This window comes from Streptomyces sp. NPDC048751 (genome assembly GCF_043198595.1).
Taxonomy (GTDB): domain Bacteria; phylum Actinomycetota; class Actinomycetes; order Streptomycetales; family Streptomycetaceae; genus Streptomyces.
Genome location: NZ_JBICUX010000001.1, coordinates 789,108 through 808,074, shown reverse-complemented (window position 1 = coordinate 808,074; position 18,967 = coordinate 789,108). Strand labels below are relative to the sequence as shown.

Below are 18,967 nucleotides of genomic sequence, written 5' to 3'. Positions count from 1 at the left end.
GACCGTGTTCGATCAGAACCGTCCACACGATCGGTAGAAATACGGCTTCTTACACGAAGACGGCGCTGATGTCGCCGCCGAAGTATCCGCTGCCTGCCCATGCCCACGAAATGTTCGGGGCGTTGACGATGGGGCCGCCGATCGTGGTGCAGCCGCCCGCGCTGCAGGCCGTGCCGACGACGTAGTAGCGTCCGGCGCTGCAACCGACCCCGACGTACTTGCCGTCGGTGCTTCGGTAGGTGCTGCACCCGCTGGCCTGGTTCGGCTGGGCGACTGCCGGAGTCGCGAGAACGATCGTGGCCGCGGAAGCGGCGGCGCACAGGGTTGCCACGAGACGTGCTCGAGTCTTCATGGTGGCTGCTGCCTTTCGTAGATGGGATGCGTTCCGCCCGGGTTCTGTCAGCAGTTCTTGACCCAGTGCACCCAATACCAGGGGGCGTCCGGGTCCTGTGAGAAGGCGCCGTCGTCGTGCCACTTCGAGACGCCGTAGTCGTCCAGGAAATTCGCGACCGTACCCGTGGACTGGTTATTGATCCAGGAACCGTTCTCCAGCCACGGAATGCGGTAGTTGTAGCAGGCCCACATTTTGATCTTGTCGCCCGTGTACCAGGTGCCCTTCCACGCGCACATGGTGTTGCCGGGGCAGAGCTCGGAGGCGGGCTTCCTGGGCGCGTTCGCCGTCCGGACAGTGCTCTCGCCCGGCAGAGCCAGCAGGATCTCCCCGCGGTCGCCGAGACGGATCTTGTTCACGGACACCTGGGTGCCACCTGTCTCCGACAGGTAGGAGTCCACGCGTCGCTGCAGTTCATGCGCCTGCGCGCTGGTCAGCCCGAGTCCCTTCGCCTGTGCGGCGAAGTCGGTCCTGGCCGATCCGTTCGCGGCGGTGGCCACTCCCGTCGTGGTCGTGAGCGTGCAGAGTCCCACTGCAACGGCCACGACCGCACCGCACTTTGCCCTGTTTCGCCACGTCATCAAACCATTCCCTCCAAAGAGAGCCGCAGCGTTCCAGTCGGTGCCGCCGCTCAGGAAATCGTGCTCGCACGGTGATCTACCAGGCGCCGGTCATCCACCACCGCTGGTCCTGGTAGCTGGTGTTGTAGTTGCAGCGCTCCATGGTGATCGGGCCGCCGGTGACGTTGGAGCTGTCCATGCACAGGTTGTTGGAGTTGCGGAAGTGAGCGGCTGATTGTCGACCGGGTACCACTTCTGGCTGAGGTAGCTGTCCTCGTAGTGGCATGGCGCCATGATCACGTGTGCACCCACCGCGTTGCTGCGCAGGTCCATACACAGGTTGTTGGCATTCTGGATGTTGTACACCTGGTTGGAGTCGAGCGTGCGGTACCACTTCTGACTGGAGTAGGTGTCCTCGTAATGGCACGGGTAGGCCAGCACGACCTCCGCGCCCGGCTGATTGGACCCCAGATCCCAGCATCGTCCTGTGTTGGCCACATTGGCGGGCCCACTTATGGTGAGGATGCCCGTGTCGATTGCCGAGCTGGTCCCCGGCGTGCCGAGCATCAGCCCGGCCGTGGCCGACAGCCCTATGGCCAATCGGCCGACAATGCGGGTGCTCATCCCGATCGCGATGAACTCAGCCATCGATTCCCCTTCGAGAGTCCGGCAATTCCACCGCCGACGGGTGGAGACCCGCAGGACGGCGGATCGAGCGGCGCGGCGTATCCGCGGCGCGGCCTGCCGTGACCCGCGCTCGTTGATCACCGTAGGCCCAAGCTGCGGCTACGGGGGCACCAAAGGGCGCACCGTGACTCCCCAGTTCGTGCACAATGCACCACACGAAAGCAAGGTGCTCGTTCAAGCGAAGGTCGGGGGTACATCGCATGACAGACCGTGCAGGTTCCCGGTTAAGAGGAACCGAGTCGTTCGAGACAGTTGCCTCGGCCTTGTTCGCCCCGCTGAGGGTGAGTGATCCCGGCCCCCAGGAATTCGAAGCCCTGGTCAACCACACAGCTGTCGGACCCGTGGTCATCGCTCGTATCCAGGCCACCGCCGCAACGGTGACACGGGACAACAACAGCATCACCTCCACCGACATGGAGTGGATGCATTTCAATCTCCACCACCACGGTCCGGTCACGGCGACCCAGGATGACCGGACCACGACCGTCAAACCCGGTGAACTGTTCGCCTGTGACAACACCCGGCCCTACCGGCTCATCGGTGCTGACCCCACCGACATGACCGTGCTCTGCATCCCCCGGGCAAGTCTCGGCAGACACGCGAACTCCATAAGCCGGCGCACAGCACTCCCCATCTGCGCTCGGGAGGGGATCGGCCGACTCCTCGGCCACGCCCTGTCCACTGCCAACGACGGCCTCGTCCATCATTGCGCGGCGGCAAGTACGCATCTGGGTGACGCGCTCACCGCACTCCTCCTCGCCGCATTCGCCGACACCACCCCCGAACAGGCCTCCGTCGCCAGCGATCTCGCCGACCGTATCCGCGCCTATGCACTGGCCCACCTGGACAACCCCCACCTCAGCGCGGAACACGTCGCACGCCGGCACCACATCTCCGTCCGCCACCTCCACGCGCTCTTCAAAGACAGCGACCTGACCTTCGCCGCCTGGGTCCGCCATGAACGCCTGCTACGGATCCACCGAGACCTCCTCGACCCCGCCTCTTCGGAGATCTCCACGGCCGCGATTGCAGCACAATGGGGAGTGCACGATCCCAAACACCTTGGCAGGGCTCTGAAACGCGAGTTCGGCACAACCGTCAGCGACCTACGCCGCAGGCAAAAGGACTGAGTTCGGGGCTCCCGTTCGATCGACAAGCCTCAAGATCGGTACGCCGGCACTCGGGGTCAGCCGCGGACGCGGAGGTCGCGCCAGTCGGCGGTGAGTCCCTGTCCGCGCAGGGACGTGCTGGTTCCCTCATTGAGCGGGTGCACGGTGAAGACGCCCATGCCGATCTTGACTGACGCGGGGAGCTCGGCGACCAGCTCGTCGTGAACGGTCTTACCATCCAGCCGTCAGGTGATCCGTTTGGCGGCGGTGTCGATGGTGATCTCTCCGTGGTGCAGCTGTCCGGGTGTCGCGGAAGGGCCGTACAGCGGGTCGCTCACCACGCGAGTGAAGGGGGAGGCCACCCCGGGGTACGGCAGGCGTTCGGTGATCGCGAAGAGGACGAAGGCCGCGAAGCCGTCGCGGTGGTTGTACGGCGTCGCGTTGAGCGCCTCGGCTGCGATCGAGGCGGAGAAGCTGATGCTGTCGGCCTGGGCAGGGTGAAGTCCTCGGTGGACGCACGAGGAACTTGCAGTTGTCGGCCATCTGGACCGGGTGGCTCCGGGTGAACTGGTCGATGGCGATCCGCACGCCGCCGTCGCCGGTCGTGACCTTGGCATCCGGCTCATTGGCGACGAACGTCGCGCCGTCCGGGAGGGGGAACGTCAGGTGGAACCAACGGCTCATGTCCAGGGTCGGCCCCTCGAAGCTGTCGTAGACGATCTCGTGTCCAGGGTCTCTGCTCGTCATGGCGTCTTTCCTTTCGCGCTGCCGGTCTGGCTGGGATGGAGGTCCAAGCGGCCGATCTGGAAGAGCCGCCCGACGTCACGCTTCACTTTCGGCCAGTGGCCTCCGCGACGGTGGGACGGCCAGTACCAGGCACCACGTCGACGGGCGCAGTGGGACATCACCACCCGGAGACGTCGCCGTCCGCCGGTGGGAACGGTGCGGGCCGTGATCGGCTTGCCCGCGTCCTCGCTGTCCAGCCGGCCAGCATCCCGGTGTCGCGCTCCATCAGGCCCGCGAGTCGCAGCAGCACCGCGCCGCGCTCCCGGACCGGCAGCCGCACGGCGGTCAGCCCGGTGTGGCTCTCGGCGGCGGTCAGCCCGGTGGGGCTCTCCACTGCGGTCATCTCTCCTCCACCAGTTCCCAGCGTCCGTCGGTCTGCCGGGCCATTCCCCGGCGGCGCAGTTCCTCGAGATAGCGGGCCATGCCGCGCTCGCCCCGCTGCCGGAACAGCGGAAACACCTTCGGCAACAGGTTCGGCGCCAGCATCGCGAGCCGGACCAGACGGGACTCGCCGTTCCGGGGGTAGGCCTCCAGTCGGGGCTTGTCGAGCAGGTTCACCACGGCCGCCACGACGTCGTCGGCCTGCTGTGGCGGGTCCTGAAACTGCAGGGAGTTCCCGCCGTCCACGGCCTCCTGGCGCAGCATCCGGGTGTCGGTCGCCGAGGGCAGCACCGAGCCCGCCAGGATGCCTTTGCTCCTCAGGTCGAGCCCGAGGGCGAGCATCGCCCCGCGCAGCCCGAACTTCGAGGCCGTGTAGATCGGGGTCTCGCCCAGCGGGAAGATCCCGCCGAGGGAGACGGTGGTGACCACACGGGCGTCAAGGGAGGCCCGCAGCAGCGGGATCGCGATCCTGGTGGCGACCAGCGGGGAGGTCAGATTGAGGGTGATCTCCCTCTCGATGCTCTCGACGCTGCGCACGTCGAAGCGTTCGGCGCTGGTCATTCCCACGTTGTTGACGAGCACGTCGAGGCGGCCGTAAGCGTCGGCGACCTGGTCGAAGAGGTGCTCCACCTGGGCCCGGTCCACCAGGTCGCAGCCGAGGGCGGTGTGGCCGGCGCCGGGAAGCTCGGCCGCGACCTTCTTGGCGCGGGCCACGTCGATGTCGACGACCACGCAGTGGGCGCCCCCGGCGGCGAAGCGACGGCACATCGCGCTGCCGATCCCGCCGGCGCCACCGGTCACCAGCATGACCTTGTCATGGAAGTCGAAGCCGCTCACGACACCGCCTCCGCGTCCCGCAGGGACCGCACGCGCGGCGGCAGGCCCTCGGTGCGCCAGCCCATCTCGGCCGCGACCCTGGCGAGGTGCTTCACGAGGGCCGCGCTGTCGACGTAGCCGGTGTGCCGGGGCGAGTCGACGAACTTGATGCCACCGGACAGGTCCGGGCGGTCGGTCCGGATCAGGCGTGCGAAGCGCTCCGCGTTCGGCAGTCGGTGCCCCGCGCCATGGATGTACCCGGCGATCAACTGGGCCTGGGTGTCGAACAGTTGGTACGCGCCGGAGTTCGTCTCCACGAAGCCGACTCCGCACAGGCCGTGGTGCTCGCGGGAGAACGACGACAGGTACAGGTCGGGGTGCTGCTCGTCGCCGAAGTACTTCTGCGCGACCGGCACCTTGTGGACGTAACCGGTGGCCAGCAGGATCAGGTCGAAGTCGTCGTGGGTGCCGTCCGTGAAGTGGACCGTCCTGCCCTCGGTGCGGGCGATCCCCGGTTTGGCGGTGATGTCGCCGTGCTGGAGGTGGTGGATCAGCATCGAGTTGATCGCGGGGTGGGTCTCGAACAGCCTGTGGTCCGGCTTCTGCAGGCCCAGGCGCGTCGGGTCGCCGTTGATGATCCGCAGGAGGGTGCCGAAGACCCGCTGCGCCAGCCACATCGGCAGGTGCGGTCCGCCGCTCGCGATGGTGTCCACCGGCCGGCCGAAGAGGTGCTTGGGGATGAACCAGTAGCCGCGGCGCATGCTGATCACCGCGTGGTCCGCGCTGCGGGCCGCGTCGCAGGCGATGTCGCAGCCGGAGTTTCCGGCTCCCACCACCAGGACCCGCTTGCCGCGCAGTTCCTCCGCGCTGCGGTAGCCGACCGTGTGGCGGACCTCCCCGGTGAAGTTCCCGGGCAGTTCCGGGATGTTGGGGTGCCACTGGGACCCCGTGCACACCACGACATGGCTGTGCACGGTTCGCTGTCCGTCGGTCCGGGTGACCACCCAGGTGCCGTCCGCGTTCTTCTCGACGCTTTCGACCTCGACGCCGAACTGGATGCGCTCCGTCAGGCCGTAGGCGTCCGCGAAGGATTTCAGGTACGAGAGGATCTGCCGGTGCGGGGGATAGTCAGCGAACTCGTCGGGCATGGGAAATCCTCCGAAACCCGAGAGAGTCCTGCTGGAAATGAAATGGGCCGACTCGTACATCGGGCTGCCGGGGTTTTCGATGTCCCAGATGCCGCCGGGCCCGGTGTGCCGCTCGACATGCGTGTACGGCAGATTCCGCTCCGTCAGGGCTCTGGCGACGGCCAGCCCGGCAGGCCCCGCCCCGATCACACAGGTGTCGTACTGAACATTTTCCATGAACCAGGCTCCTTTTTTCAGCGGTTCGCGGCCCCATTTCCGAAGGGCTGAGGGGAATTTATTCATCCCGCACTCAGCGGGAAATGGTCCGCGCGGTCAACGAGGGGGCTTGGGCGGCCAGGCGCTCGAAAGATCGTGCGGTCGCCAGGACGGCGAGGACGAGTGCGGCGGGTATCGCGTAGGCGAGTCGGAAGTGGCCGGTGGACCCGAGGATTCCGCTGGCGGCCCCGCCCGCGAGCACACCCGTGTAGTTGAAGACGTTCATGCGGGCCAGGACCGCTTCGGTCGCGTCCGGTCGCAGGCGTCCGGCGGAGGCGACGCACAGGGGGACGAGTGCGGAGACTCCGAGCCCGGTGCACGCGGCGGACAGGACCGCGTACGGCCAGGCGGGGGCGGCTGCCAGGCCGGTCAGGGCGGTGGCGGTGAGCAGGGTGGCGGCACGGATCACGGCCGCCGGGCCGATCCTGCGTGCGAGGTGGTCGGCGCAGGCCCGCCCGGTGACGGTGCCCACCTGGTAGGCCGCGTAGGCCAGGGGCGCGACGGACAGGGCGGCGTCCAGGGTCTGATGGAGATAGAGCGTCGACCACGAGGAGACCGTGGAGTCGATGACGTAGGCGACCAGGAGGACAAGGCCGAACGGTGCGAGCCTGACCCACAGGCCGCGGCCGAGCACGGCCGACTCCCCCTGGCCGGACACGGCACGTGGTGGGTCGGTGGGGAGCGTGTGCGAGCGGAGCGTCAGGGCGAGGGCCAGCACGAGGCCGGCCTGTGCGGTCAGGGTGTGCTCGGCGGGCCGGCCGAGGTGAGCCGTACCCGCGGCCAGCAGGGCGGCCGCGACGCCGGCCGCGCTCCAGGCGGCGTAGAAGGAGGCGAAGATGCTCCGCCCGTAGTGGCGCTCGACGGCTGCGGCCCGGGTGTTCGCCGACACGTCGATGCACCCCAGCGCCATGCCGAACAACCCGTAGGACACCGCGACCACGGCCTGGTCGGGAGCCCAGCCGATGAGCAGCAGAGCCGCGGCGGTCGCCATGACGGCGGCCCGCATGGTGGCGACCGGCCCGAGCCGCCGGATGACGGCCAGTCCGGCGAAGCTCCCGACGCCCGCGCTCAGCGCGACGGCCACGACGAGCACGGTCATCGTCAGCGGAGAGAGGGAGAGGCGCTCCTTGACGGCGGGCACCGTGGTGGACACCGCGGCCACCGCTGCCCCCTGGGCGGCGAACACCGTCGCCACGCCCCGCCGGGCCGCGGCGAGCGGGCTGCGGGGCGCGGATCTTCGCGGAGCCGGGGTCTGAAGAGGTGCGGTCATGGTGAGCCTTCGTCTCTTGCGCTCTCGCGCCGTCTCCCCCTGGGTCGCGGCCGGCGAGGCGGGCGGGGTTCCGCACAAGGTAGGGAGGGGGAAACAGCCGTGTGCAGCGCGCCGGAGGCCGAAAGGGGGGCTTCGGCGGCCACGCCCGCGACAGGCGAGGCCCGGCTGCCTACAGTGAGGCGAGAAACGCCCTGGTGAGAGGGAACGCGATGCCCGATGCCCCCGCCCCGGTCACTTCCGCGGGAACGAGCCGCAGCACCTCGGCCACCATCGCGCCGAACATCCTCCGCTACCTCGCCCGGGTCGCCGACGAGCACGGCGTCGACCTGCGGCCGCTGCTGGCCCGGGTCGGGCTGGACCCGACGGTCATGGGCTCCGCCGCGCTGCGGGTCTCCTACCGGCAGGGCAGTGACGTCATCCGGCAGGCGGTGGAGCTGACCGGGGACGACCACCTGGGGCTGCGCGTGGGCGCGGCGCAGCACCTGACCGCGTGGGGGCTGCTCGGCTTCGCCATGATGGCCGCCGACACCCAGCAGGACGCCATCGAGACGGGCGTGCGCTATCAGAACCTCTCCGGGGCGATGACGGTGTGGTCGGCCCGCTGGGAGGACGCCGGCTATGTGTTGCGCGCCGATCTGCCGGACCCCGCGCTGGATCCGACGGTCGCCGTCTTCCTGATCGAGGAGGCGTACTCCAGCGTCGTCACCCTCTCCCGTCTGAGCATCGGCGCCGACTTCGCACCGCAGGCGGTCGAGTTCGCCTTCCCCGCCCCGCGCGACGCGCGCCCGTTCGCCGAACTGTTCCGCTGCCCCCTGCGCTTCGACGCCGCCGGCAACCGGATGGTGATCCCCGCCCGGTGGGCCCGGGCGGCCATGCCGGGACGGGACCCCATCACCTACGCCTCGGTACTCGACGTGCTGGAGAAGGAGACGGCATCACGGCGCGACCAGCAGGACCTGCTCGAGGTGCTGGAGATCTCCATCGCGCAGAGCCTTCCGGCCGTCCCCTCGTTCCCCGAGCAGGCCCGCAGGCACGCGTCCAGCGAACGCACCCTGCGCCGTCGCCTGGCCGAGTGCGGCACCACGTACGAGGCGATCGTCGACGGCGTACGCCGTGAGCGGGTCGAACACTTGCTGCGGCGACCGGAGTTGACGCTCCGTGACATCTCGCGCCAGGCGGGCTTCGCCGACGTGAGTGCGCTCCGGCGGGCAGTGCGCCGGTGGCACGGAGTGACCCCGCTCGAGTTGCGCACCGGACTGCGAGCCACGCCCTCGCGAGGCCTCACCTCCGGTCTGCCGGTGCCTCCCGGACCGGGGTGAGCTGCGCGGCGGCCCGCTCGCACGTACCGGAAAGGATCATCGGCGAGCTCGTCGACCTCCTGCCCGCGGCCGCTCGAGAGTGGCCGGCGGGAGGAAGCGGCAGCCTGGCCGGCGGTGAGGCCTTCCGTCAGTCCTTGCCGACGACGACCACCTCGTCCTCGACCGTCCAGCGGCGCCGCTCGGCTTTGGGCGGGTTGATCCGTACGCCGTAGCCGGGGCTCGTCGACGCGTCGTCGTGGCTTCGGTAGCCGATGGCGCATTCGCCGCGCTGCCGTGCCGCGGCCACGACGGTGGCGAAGGTCGTCTCATGTCCTGGCAGCACGTAGTCGGTGGCCGGCCGCAGGCGGACCCCGGTGCCGTCGGCGGAGAACAGTTCCTCGAACACCGCTGCCAAGTGCCGGTTCTGGGAGATCTGTGCCATGAGCAGGCCGATGAGCTTGCCACTGATGATCACGTCGGCTCCGGGGCCGACGGGGGCCAGCGCGCGGTTGCGGTCGTCGATCAGTTCGGTGACCACCGGCAGTTCGCGCCCGGTGGATTCCTCCAGTTGGCGCAGCAGCAGGAGGGTGACGAGCGTGCGGTTGTCGGGGTCGTCCGGCGGCTGTCCGGGGGCGGGGTCCTGGCCGAGCACGATCACGCTGTCGTAGGAGTGGACGTCCAGGTGTTCCAGGGTCTCGGGGCGGGTGACGTCACCGTGGTGCAGTGTCAGGGTCAGGTCGGTGCCGCTGTGTGCGTCGGCCTCGGTCACCTGCCGGACTGTCGCCTCACCACCGTCCGCCACCACGTCGACGGCTGACCCGGGCCGGGCGCGGCGGCGCAACTGGTCGACCATGAGCGGTGCCCGGCGGTTCCAGCCCAGCAGGAGAACCCGCTCCGGTCGCGCGGGCGTCGGAGGGCCGGACGCCATCGCCGCCTTCTCGACCAGGTCGGCACAGTCGCCGGGCCAGGCCGTGTCGTCGTCACGGGAGATGACGATGAGTCGGTCGTCCGCCGCGATGGGCTTCTGCGGGGGCGGGTTGAGCAGGGGGGTTTCTCCGCGCATGATCCCGACGACGCACGACGTCGGGTAGGACAGCAGCGCGTCACCGAACGGGCGGCCGGCCAGGTCAGGCTCCTCGATCAGGTAGAACTCGTCGCCGGCGAAGTCGAGGAGTTCCTGGTGGACGAGGGAGAGCCCGGGGCGGCGCGCGGCCTGGACGATCAGCCGGGCGGTGACGGTGTCGCTCTCCAGGACGACGCCGCCCGGCCCGGCTGCGAGACGGGCGGCCAGGCGGTAGCGGTCGTCCCGGACCGCGGCGACGACGGGCGGGCGGGTTCCCTCCCCGGCCAGGGCCGCCCTGAGCGCCAGCAGCGTCTTGACCACCTCGGCGTCGGCGTCGGGCTCGTCGTGGGGCAGGACCAGCACGACACCGGCCGTGGCGGGGCTGGTCAGCGTGAGCACGGCCGGGTCGGTGGTGGGGCCGCTGCGGCAGATCAGCCGGGTACGGCCGACGGGACCCACCTTCGTGCTCAGGGCGTCCTCCATGGTGGTCTTGTCCCGGTCGGCCAGCACGGCCACCGCCGCCCGCCGCTGGTTGGCGTTGGCGGCCACCAGCTCGCTCACCACCGTGAAGATCTGCTCCGACCACCCCAGGACCACGGCGTGCCCCTGTTCGAGCACGGTGGAACGGCCCCGCCGCAAGTCGGTGAGCCGCTCCGTGAGTACCGTCGTGATCAGGCCGACGAGCGTCGAGACGTACAGCAGAGCGACCAGTGCGAGCAGCACCGACATCGTCACGCGCAGGGGCGTTCCCGTCGCACCGCCCAGCCGGAGTGTCTCCCCGGTGAGGTGCCACACCTCCACCAGCCGGTCCGCCAGGGGCGCCGGCGCGGCGGGGTCGGTCCACACCACCACCGCACTGGCCGGGACGACGACGGCCAGACACGACAGCGCCATCCAGCCGACGAGAGCGGAGGCACCGCGGGCCAGCGTGCTGTCGAACCAGTAACGGACTCTGTCACCGAACCGCGTGCGCCGCTGCGCCACCCTTCCCCCTCCGTCGCCCCGACTACGCATGTGGCAGTGTGGGCGATCGGTCCGGACGGCAGACGGAGTTCCCCCGGCATTCATCCCTTCGGGTCTCCCGGGCCGTCCCCTTCGACGGACCTGCTGTGACGTCAGGGTTCGTCGCCGTCTTCGCTCCTTCGAGTCAACGCCGGAGCGAAGATCGGGCATCCGGTCACGGCCGCCAGTACAAAGGCCGCCATGACTGAAGATCACGCGGTGGTGCGCTCAGACGGCGGTCTCTCCCGGAGGGGCTTCGCAGCGGTGGCCGGTACGGCCACGGTGGCGACGGCCCTGACCGGCGGTGTCGCCGCCGCCCTGCCCGCCCTGCCCGCACCGGCCGCCCCGGGCGAGAGGCGTGGCACCGACTTCGACCGGTGCCTCGCCGTCGCTCGCGCACTTCTCGTACTGGACTCCGACGATCGCCCCCTCGTTCCGCGCTACCAGCGCGTTCTTCAAGAAGGACTGCCTGTTCGTCGACGGACGCGCCCCAAGGACGTCCTGGTCGTCGGCGCCGGTCCGGCCGGTCTTGTGACTGCCTGGCTGCTGAAGAAGGCAGGGCACCGGGTGACGGTGCTGGAGGCCAACGGCAATCGCGCGGGCGGACGCATCAAGACCTTCCGCACCGGCGGCCACGAACACGCCGGGCAGCCCTTCGCCGATCCCCACCAGTACGCCGAAGCGGGCGCCATGCGTCTCCCCGGCAGCCATCCCCTGGTGATGGAGCTGATCGACCAGTTCGGCCTGAAGAAGCGGCGTTTCCACTACGTCGACGTCGACACCGAGGGACGTCCCGCCGCCCGCACCTGGATCTACGTGAACGGTATCCGCGTGCGGCGCGCCGACTACGCCCGCGCGCCCCGGCGCGTGAACCGCTCCTTCGACGTGCCCCGGGCGCACTGGGACACTCCGGCCGCCGCCATCCTGCGCTCCGCGCTGGACCCGGTGCGCGACGAGTTCAGTCACGTCGACCGCGACGGCAAGCGGGTCGACAAGCCGCTCCCGGAGCGGCTGCGGGGCTGGGCCCGCGTGGTGCAGCGGTTCGGTGACTGGTCGATGTTCCGTTTCCTCACCGAGCACGCCGGCCTGGACGAGCGGACCATCGACCTGATCGGCACCCTGGAGAACCTCACCTCCCGTCTCCCCCTGTCCTTCGTCCACAGTTTCATCGGCTCCTCCCTCATCAGCCCCGAGACGCCTTTCTACGAGCTGGAGGGCGGCACGGCCGTACTGCCGGACGCCCTTCTGGAACGCGTGCGCAAGGACGTGCGGTTCGACCGCCGGGTCACACGCATCGAGTACCACCACCCGGACCGCCCTTCGCGCGACGCCGAGCACGTCCGGGGCAAAGGCCCGCAGGTGTGGGTGGACACCGTGTCCGAGGGCCGCGACGGTCCCGTCGTACGCGAGCAGTTCACCGCGGACGTCGCCGTGGTCACGGTGCCGTTCTCCGGACTGCGCCACGTGCAGATCGACCCGCCCATGTCGTACGGCAAGCGCCGCGCGGTCTGCGAGCTGCACTACGACAGCGCGACCAAGGTGCTGCTGGAGTTCAGCCGCCGCTGGTGGGAGTTCGACGAGTCCGACTGGAAGCGCGAGCTGAACGCCGTCGACCCGGGCCTGTACGACGCCTACCGCACCGGCCGCGCCGCCGCGGACGGCCGCCTGCTCGGCGCCCATCCCTCCGTGCCCGGCGGGCACATCACAGCGGGTCAGCGCACCCACTACGCAGCCCACCGCGCGAGCACGCGCGACCAGCCGGAGGCGGTCGACGTCGTGGGGGGCGGCTCGGTGTCGGACAACGCCAACCGGTTCATGTTCCACCCCTCCCACCCGGTTCCGGGCAGCGCGGGGGGTGTGGTCCTGGCCTCCTACAGCTGGGCGGACGACGCGCTGCGCTGGGACTCCCTGGACGACGAGGCGCGGTACCCGAACGCTCTGTGCGGCCTCCAGCAGGTCTACGGCCGGCGTATCGAGGTCTTCTACACCGGCGCGGGGCGCACACAGAGCTGGCTGCGCGACCCCTACGCGTACGGGGAGGCGTCCGTGCTCCTGCCCGGGCAGCACACGGAGTTGCTGCCCGCCATCCCCGTCCCCGAAGGGCCGCTGCACTTCGCCGGGGACCACACGTCCGTGAAGCCGGCCTGGATCGAGGGAGCCGTGGAATCCGCCGTGCGTGCCGCCCTGGAGATCCACACCGCGTGAGCCACGCGGTCAGCCGGCCCCGGGGCGCCCTGCGCCGGGGCCGGCTGACCTGCGGTCGCCGCCCGCGCGCAGCAGGTGTCTCGCCCCTACCGGAACGTGCTCTCGCCCGAGGACATGTCCTGGGTGCCGATGACGGAGAGCAGTTCCAGTTGGGCGGCGCCCTCGGTGCCGGGTGGGGCGTCGAACCACAGCAGGCGCTGGCGTCCGTCCTCGCTGAACAGGTTGTGGCAGTCGAGTTCGACGACTCCCAGCGTGGGGTGGACGACGCGTTTGCGGGTGGTCCGCCGCAGGGCGACATCGTGCGCGTCCCACAGGGCGGCGAACTCCTCGCTGCGGCGCCGTAGATCGGCCACCATCGCGGCGACTTCCGTGTCGCGGCCGCGCCGGGCCGCGACGGCCCGGAGGTCGGCGACGAAGGCCCGGGAGTGCTGCGGGTGGTCCTCGGCGGGATAGAGCAAGCGGGAGGCGGGCTCGGTGAACCAGCGGTGGACGAAGCTGCCCGCCGCCCCGCGCCGCTCCGGAGCACGGCCGAGCAGCGCGACGGCGAGCTCGTTCTGGACGAGGGTCTCGTGCAGGTCGGTGATGATCTGCGCGGGCGTCGTGGTGAGCCGGTCGAGCAGGCCCAGCAGGGCCGGCTGGGCCTGGGCGTTCGGGCCATGGGCCGCCGACGGAACGGGCCGGTCGGCGAGGTGGAACAAATGGTCGCGTTCGTCGCCGCCGAGGCGCAGCGCTCGTGCGAGGGCGGCCAGCACCTGCGCCGAGGGCTGGACGCCGCCTCCGCGCTCGAGCTCGGTGTAGTAGTCCGCCGACAGACCGGCCAGCTGCGCGACTTCCTCGCGTCGCAGGCCGGGGACCCGGCGGCGCGGTCCGGTGGGCAGTCCGACGTCGGAGGGCCGCACCCGGTCGCGCCGGGACCTCAGGAACGCGGCGAGCTCAGGGAGGTTCACCTCCCCATCATCACGCGCGCCGCCGAGGCGGAGCCAGGGGATGACAACCCCAGGGTGGACAGAGCCCTGGCCGGCTGTCCGGCAGTGGACGACTGTGGTGTGCACGGCCGGCCGGGACAACGGCTCCGGTCCGTCGCCCCCTTCCCACGTTCCTCGCACCGGAGTCCCCATGCCCACCTCGAATCAAGTGGCGCGCGATGCCACGTCCGCGCCCACCCCCTTCCCCGACCCCGACCGTCCGCGTGTCGCCGTCGTCACCGGCGGTTCCCGCGGCATCGGCCGCCGGACCGTGAGCCGGCTCGCCGCCGACGGATTCGCCGTCGTGGTCGGCTACGCGGGCAGCCAGGAGCTTGCCGAGGCGGCCGTCGAAGAGGTCACCGCTTCCGGCGGCCGGGCGGTCGCCGTACGCGCCGACGTCGCCGACGAGCAGGAGGTGGCGGCGCTGTTCGCCACCGCCGCGACGGAGTACGGCGGTGTCGACGTCGTCGTCCACGCGGCAGGCCGGGCCCATACGGCGCTCATCGCCGACCTGGACCTCACGGAACTGGACGCGCTGCACCGCACCAACATCCGCGGCACCTTCGTCGTCGCCCAGCAGGCCGCCCGCACGGTGCGCCGGGGCGGAGCGATCGTCATGTTCTCCACGTCCGTGGTGGGCCTCGCCTTCCCCGGCTACGGCGCCTACAGCGCGAGCAAGGGCGCCGTGGAGGCCGTGACGCTCATCCTGGCCCGCGAGCTGCGCGGCCGGGACGTGACCGTCAACGCCGTCGCGCCCGGTCCCACCGCCACCGACCTGTTCCTCGACGGCAAGGACGAGGAGACCGTGGCCCGGCTCGCCGCGCAGCCGCCGCTGGAACGGCTCGGCACCCCGGCGGACATCGCCGAAACCGTCGCCTTCCTGGTGTCCCCGGCCGGGCACTGGATCAACGGCCAGGTCGTCCGGGCCAACGGCGGCATCGTCTGACCCCGTCACACCACACAGGAGAGAGAACCCTCATGCCGTTCGCGAACTTCAAGGTCCCCGCCGACACCCTCACCGAGGAGCAGAAGGAACAGATCATCACCCGCACCACCGAGCTCTACGTCGACCTCTACGGCGAACGCGCCCGCGCCGCCACCCTCGTCCTGGTCGAGGAGGTCACCGACGGCGGCTGGGGAATCGGCGGCAACGTGCTGACCCTCGCCAAGCTCCAGCAGACGCCGGAGCACTGACCGGGGCATGCGCATCAGGGACGTCCAGAAGATCGGCCGCGGCACCATCTGCCGTTCCTTCACCGGCGCCGGCTTTGCAGCGGAGCACGTGCGCGCGCATCAGGGCGGCGGGTCGGGGGCTGGAGGACTAAGAGGCCGCGCAGATAGGCGCGGTTGCAGACCCCGGTAGCAATGCAGGCACAGGTCCTGGTGATCACGGAGTTGCTACGCTCTGTGATGATCGGGGACACCTGTGCCTGTAAAAGGCGTACGAGTGGTTCACGCCCCCTGGGTCGGCTGGCTATTCCGAGCGGATCAAGCGGCTGCCGGGGAGGGTGTTACACCCCCGGTTGGCTGTTCGCTGGCGAGGGCTGACGGAGCTGCGTTGAGTACCGTGTCCAGCATGGCCCGTGATGCCTGAAGGGCCTCGATCTCCTGTGTAATCCGCTGCCGTTCGCCTTGGAGCTGGCGGACCAGGTCCGGACACATGGGGACCAGGTGGTCGATGTCGTCGGCAACACAGGGCAGGACTTGAGCGATCACGGTGGTGGAGAGGCCGGCCGTCAGGAGGCTGCGGATACGGCGCACTGTCTCCACGTCTGCGTCGCTGTACTCCCGGTATCCGCTGGGAAGTCGGGTCGGGGCGAGCAGCCCCTGCTGTTCGTAGTAGCGCAGGAGTCGTTCGTGCACTCCAGTCCGCTGGACCATCTCCTTCATACGCATGGGATGCTGCCTCTCCCGGCGACTTGACTCTGACACCGGTGTCGGAGTTTAGCGTCGTATCCATGAGTGCTGAACAGGCCGTTCTCGAACGGAATCTTGATGTGTACGTGCAGGGCAGCGGCCCTGCCCTGCTGCTGGCGCACGGTGCCGGCGGCGGTATCGAAGGCAACTTCGGGCTGGTGCTCGACGATCTGGCGCGGGACCACACGCTGATCGGTCCGCACTACCCAGGAGCGGGCGGCACACCGGTCGCAACTGAACCGCTCGATCCCGACGAGCTCGCAGACGCCCTTGTCGCCTCCGCTGTGGCACGCGGGCACGAGACGTTCGCCATCCTCGGAGAGTCCCTGGGAACCGCCATCGCGGTGCGCGCCGCGACCCGCCATCCCGAACGGGTGACAGGACTGGTGCTCACGGCAGGGTTTCCCGTGGCCGATCCAGTCCTCGCACACGCCTCCCAACTGATCGCCCTTCTCGGCAAGGCGGGCGAGTGGGAGGAGGTGGCCCGGCTGGCTTTCCTGGCGTGCCTGTCCGAGAGCCAGTTGAACGGGCTGTCGCCGACCGACGTGGAGGAGGCGGTGGCGCAGGTGGAGGCGTCGATGCCTCCCGGCATGCTCGACCACTTCGACCTTGTCTCCCGTGTGGACGTCCGCGGCGACCTCACCGGCGTGACGGCCCCCGCCCTCGTGTTCGCGCCGACGGGAGACCGTCTGGTGCTCCCGGAGAGTTCCCGCCGCCTCGCTGCGGGAATCCAGGGGGCCACGCTGATCGAACTGCCCGGAGCAGGGCACATCCTCGACGCGGACAACCGGGCGCTCTGGCTCGGCCACGTACGCCGTTTCCTCGCGTCTCTTGGCCCTATTTCCGCATGACCACTATGGACGCGCAGGGCCAGGCCGTTGCGCCGCATGGTCCCATGGGAAAGCACCGCGGCGGCCTGGCCGTCCTTGCCCTAGCCACCTTCATCGTGGTCACCACGGAGATGCTCCCTGTCGGTTTGCTGTCCGCGATCAGCACGAGTCTGGAGGTGTCCGAGTCCCAGACGGGGACGCTGCTCACGGCCTATGCCTTCACGGTGGCTATGACTGCGACCGCGTTGACTTCCTGGACCGCGAGCTGGCCGAGGAAGCGTCTTCTTCTCGCGGTCGTGGGGATCTTCGCCGCGGGTGCGGTCCTCTCCGGTGCGGCGACGAATTTTGCGCTGCTGGCTGTCGCCCGGCTCGCCTGCGGTGCCGCGCACGGCGTGTTCTGGTCCATCGTGGCCGGCTACGCCGCAGCCCTCGCCCCTCCGGAACGACCGGGCCGAGCAACGGCGGTCGTCTTCGCCGGAAACTCCGGAGCACTGGTCCTCGGCGTCCCCCTGACCGCTGCGTTGGGCGACGCCGTGGGCTGGCGAGCAGCCTTCTGGCTGGTGGCCTTCGCCGCGCTGCTGATGCTGACAGTGGCCATGAGGGTGCTTCCTCCGGTTCCAGGAAATCCACTAGGAGCCGGCCGAGGCCCTCATGCACTGCGCCTGCCTGGTCTCCTTCCGTCGGTGATGACCACGATGGTGCTCGTGCTTGGCCACTTCACGCTGTACAGCTATGTCACCCCACTGCTCCACAGCATGGGGATACCGGACGGCGCCGGAGTGAGCGCGCTCCTGGCGACGTACGGCGTGACAGGGCTCGGCGGCACGTGGCTTGCGGGTCTCTGGGTGGACCGCGCGCCGTCCGCCGCCATATTCGGAACCACTGGAGCGATGGCGCTGGCGATCGGCCTGTTGGCATTCGGAGCTTCGCTGACGCCCGTCGCCGTTGCGGCTGTCGCCGTCTGGGGGATGGCCTTCGCAGCCGCACCGGTGTGCTTGCAGGCGACAGTTCTGCGCATCGCCGGCACAGCTCACGACACAGCCTCGTCCTGGTACGTCGCCGCCTTCAATCTGGGAATCGGTGGAGGTGCCCTGGCCGGTGGCGCTGCGCTTGCCATCGCCGGAGTTCGAGCGCTCGGCTGGGTGGCGCTCGCAGCGGTCTCCACAGCCGCGGCGATAGCGTGGCGCTCAAGCAGACACTGGTGCATGCAGGACCGGAACGTCGCGCCCTGACGTCGACGAGACATAAGTTGCGCAGATAGGGGTGCTCATGGGCGGCGGTTCAGGCGTTCGTCCCAGCGGTGGGTGGTCCATGCCCGCCGGATCAGGCTGCGGACGGTGATGATGGTGTCGGCCAGGTCGAAGAAGGCGTCGATGACGGTGGTGCGCCGTTCGTAGCAGCGGGCGAGGCGGTGGAAGGCGTTCTGCCAGGCGTGGGTCCGTTCGACATGCCACCTCTGGCTTGCCTGGATCGGTACCTTCTTACCCTTGTGGGCGATGCGGCCATGCAGACCGCGTTCGTCGAGCAGGGCGCGGGTCTTGTCCGAGTCGTAGCCGGCGTCCAGGTGCACGATGATGTCGTCGGGCAGCGGTCCCAGGTCGTCCAGGCGGTCGAGGGTCGGGGCGAGCAGCGGGAAGTCGTGACGGTTCGCTCCAGCCAGCACGCGGCCCAGCGGGATGCCATAACCATCCGTCATGCCGGAACGCTTCAGGCCCTGTTTGCCGCGATCGACCGGTGATCGCCCTGCGACCTCTCCGCCGCCGGGGGCTTTGGTGATGGAGCCGTCGACGGCGATCTGGTCGAGGACGAGGCCGACAACCCTGTCGTAGGACTCCAGCGCGATCTGCTTGAGTCTCGCGAAGACGCCCAGCCGGATCCACTCGTCGCGACGGTTGCGGATCGTGGTGGCCGAGCAGGTCGTGTCAGCGATCGCCTGGTAGGAGCAGCCGAAGCGCAGCATCTGCAACATCTTGTCGAAGACGATCCGGTCGCCGATGCGCGGGCGGTGGCAGCCCAGCGGATGGGTCGGCGCGTAGGCCGACCGCTCAGGCAGCAGGGCGGCGAATTGGCCCCAGAGCGGTTCGATCAGCCATGATGGCAGTACAGGCACAGATCTCCCCAGTGATCACAGAGCGTCGCACCTCCATGATCACCAAGATCTGTGCCTGCATTGCTACCGGGATCTACAACCGCGCCTATGTGCGCGACCTCTAAGTCGTCCGGGGCCGGTTGAGGCGCATCGGCCACGTCCGCCTGTCGCCTCACCCCGCCAGGTGCCGGCCGC

General features: G+C 69.7%; 18 protein-coding genes. 7 read left to right on the top strand and 11 right to left on the bottom strand.

The annotated features are described in order from the left end of the window. Nucleotides 1-49: 49 nt before the first annotated feature. From ACGFNV_RS03620 to ACGFNV_RS03610, 3 genes are all read right to left on the bottom strand, one after another. Complete coding sequence (locus ACGFNV_RS03620) at nucleotides 50-352, bottom strand: hypothetical protein (RefSeq protein WP_393619051.1); 303 nt, start codon at nucleotides 350-352, stop codon at nucleotides 50-52. A gap of 47 nt (nucleotides 353-399) precedes the next feature. After that, nucleotides 400-936 carry a hypothetical protein gene (locus ACGFNV_RS03615; RefSeq protein ID WP_393619050.1) on the bottom strand — a complete coding sequence of 179 codons (537 nt, stop codon included), beginning with the start codon at nucleotides 934-936 and terminating at the stop codon, nucleotides 400-402. Nucleotides 937-1,062: 126 nt separating this feature from the next. Next, the gene (locus ACGFNV_RS03610) at nucleotides 1,063-1,599 is read right to left on the bottom strand and encodes an RICIN domain-containing protein (RefSeq protein ID WP_393619048.1); all 537 of its coding nucleotides are present in this window, start codon (nucleotides 1,597-1,599) and stop codon (nucleotides 1,063-1,065) included. Between the two features lie 302 nt (nucleotides 1,600-1,901). On the opposite strand from ACGFNV_RS03610, the gene ACGFNV_RS03605 reads away from it, so the two are divergent. Next, nucleotides 1,902-2,768 (top strand): helix-turn-helix domain-containing protein, encoded by an 867-nt coding sequence (locus ACGFNV_RS03605; protein ID WP_393619046.1) that lies wholly within the window; start codon nucleotides 1,902-1,904, stop codon nucleotides 2,766-2,768. Nucleotides 2,769-3,651: 883 nt separating this feature from the next. On the opposite strand, the gene ACGFNV_RS03600 is transcribed toward ACGFNV_RS03605, so the two are convergent. The 4 genes from ACGFNV_RS03600 to ACGFNV_RS03585 all read right to left on the bottom strand — a co-directional run bounded on the left by ACGFNV_RS03600 (nucleotide 3,652) and on the right by ACGFNV_RS03585 (nucleotide 7,403). Then, a complete protein-coding gene (locus ACGFNV_RS03600; RefSeq protein ID WP_393619045.1) occupies nucleotides 3,652-3,876 on the bottom strand; it encodes a hypothetical protein in 225 nt (74 codons plus the stop codon). Further along, nucleotides 3,873-4,751, bottom strand: a complete 879-nt coding sequence (locus ACGFNV_RS03595; RefSeq protein WP_393619044.1) for an SDR family NAD(P)-dependent oxidoreductase — start codon at nucleotides 4,749-4,751, stop codon at nucleotides 3,873-3,875. Before ACGFNV_RS03595 ends, ACGFNV_RS03600 begins: the two co-directional genes overlap by 4 nt. Further along, a complete protein-coding gene (locus tag ACGFNV_RS03590; protein WP_393619042.1) occupies nucleotides 4,748-6,094 on the bottom strand; it encodes a flavin-containing monooxygenase in 1,347 nt (448 codons plus the stop codon). Before ACGFNV_RS03590 ends, ACGFNV_RS03595 begins: the two co-directional genes overlap by 4 nt. Nucleotides 6,095-6,167: 73 nt before the next feature. After that, nucleotides 6,168-7,403: an MFS transporter gene (locus ACGFNV_RS03585; RefSeq protein WP_393619040.1), complete on the bottom strand. Its 1,236-nt coding sequence runs from the start codon at nucleotides 7,401-7,403 to the stop codon at nucleotides 6,168-6,170. A gap of 209 nt (nucleotides 7,404-7,612) precedes the next feature. Here ACGFNV_RS03585 and ACGFNV_RS03580 point away from each other — a divergent pair, with 209 nt between their 5' ends. Next, nucleotides 7,613-8,722, top strand: a complete 1,110-nt coding sequence (locus ACGFNV_RS03580) for an AraC family transcriptional regulator (RefSeq protein ID WP_393619038.1) — start codon at nucleotides 7,613-7,615, stop codon at nucleotides 8,720-8,722. Between the two features lie 127 nt (nucleotides 8,723-8,849). On the opposite strand, the gene ACGFNV_RS03575 is transcribed toward ACGFNV_RS03580, so the two are convergent. Then, nucleotides 8,850-10,748, bottom strand: a complete 1,899-nt coding sequence (locus ACGFNV_RS03575; RefSeq protein WP_393619036.1) for an NAD-binding lipoprotein — start codon at nucleotides 10,746-10,748, stop codon at nucleotides 8,850-8,852. A 219-nt stretch (nucleotides 10,749-10,967) separates the two neighbouring features. Here ACGFNV_RS03575 and ACGFNV_RS03570 point away from each other — a divergent pair, with 219 nt between their 5' ends. Next, a complete protein-coding gene (locus ACGFNV_RS03570) occupies nucleotides 10,968-12,971 on the top strand; it encodes a flavin monoamine oxidase family protein (RefSeq protein ID WP_393619034.1) in 2,004 nt (667 codons plus the stop codon). Between the two features lie 86 nt (nucleotides 12,972-13,057). On the opposite strand, the gene ACGFNV_RS03565 is transcribed toward ACGFNV_RS03570, so the two are convergent. After that, on the bottom strand, nucleotides 13,058-13,918 hold the full coding sequence (locus tag ACGFNV_RS03565; protein WP_393619032.1) for a helix-turn-helix transcriptional regulator: 861 nt from the start codon (nucleotides 13,916-13,918) through the stop codon (nucleotides 13,058-13,060). A gap of 169 nt (nucleotides 13,919-14,087) precedes the next feature. On the opposite strand from ACGFNV_RS03565, the gene ACGFNV_RS03560 reads away from it, so the two are divergent. Beyond that, nucleotides 14,088-14,882, top strand: coding sequence for an SDR family oxidoreductase (locus tag ACGFNV_RS03560; protein ID WP_393619030.1), 795 nt, complete (start codon nucleotides 14,088-14,090; stop codon nucleotides 14,880-14,882). 32 nt (nucleotides 14,883-14,914) lie between these two features. Continuing rightward, complete coding sequence (locus tag ACGFNV_RS03555) at nucleotides 14,915-15,130, top strand: tautomerase family protein (protein ID WP_393619028.1); 216 nt, start codon at nucleotides 14,915-14,917, stop codon at nucleotides 15,128-15,130. 294 nt (nucleotides 15,131-15,424) lie between these two features. Here the strand turns inward: ACGFNV_RS03555 and ACGFNV_RS03550 are convergent, their stop codons facing one another. Next, nucleotides 15,425-15,832, bottom strand: coding sequence for a MerR family transcriptional regulator (locus ACGFNV_RS03550; RefSeq protein WP_393619026.1), 408 nt, complete (start codon nucleotides 15,830-15,832; stop codon nucleotides 15,425-15,427). Nucleotides 15,833-15,894: 62 nt separating this feature from the next. On the opposite strand from ACGFNV_RS03550, the gene ACGFNV_RS03545 reads away from it, so the two are divergent. Together ACGFNV_RS03545 and ACGFNV_RS03540 are read left to right on the top strand one after the other, a co-directional pair. Continuing rightward, entirely contained in the window at nucleotides 15,895-16,704 is an 810-nt protein-coding gene (locus ACGFNV_RS03545) for an alpha/beta fold hydrolase (RefSeq protein ID WP_393619024.1), read from the top strand. Between the two features lie 44 nt (nucleotides 16,705-16,748). After that, nucleotides 16,749-17,915 (top strand): MFS transporter, encoded by a 1,167-nt coding sequence (locus ACGFNV_RS03540; protein ID WP_393619022.1) that lies wholly within the window; start codon nucleotides 16,749-16,751, stop codon nucleotides 17,913-17,915. A 35-nt stretch (nucleotides 17,916-17,950) separates the two neighbouring features. Here the strand turns inward: ACGFNV_RS03540 and ACGFNV_RS03535 are convergent, their stop codons facing one another. Then, the gene (locus ACGFNV_RS03535) at nucleotides 17,951-18,793 is read right to left on the bottom strand and encodes an IS5 family transposase (RefSeq protein WP_393619020.1); all 843 of its coding nucleotides are present in this window, start codon (nucleotides 18,791-18,793) and stop codon (nucleotides 17,951-17,953) included. Nucleotides 18,794-18,967 lie beyond the last annotated feature (174 nt).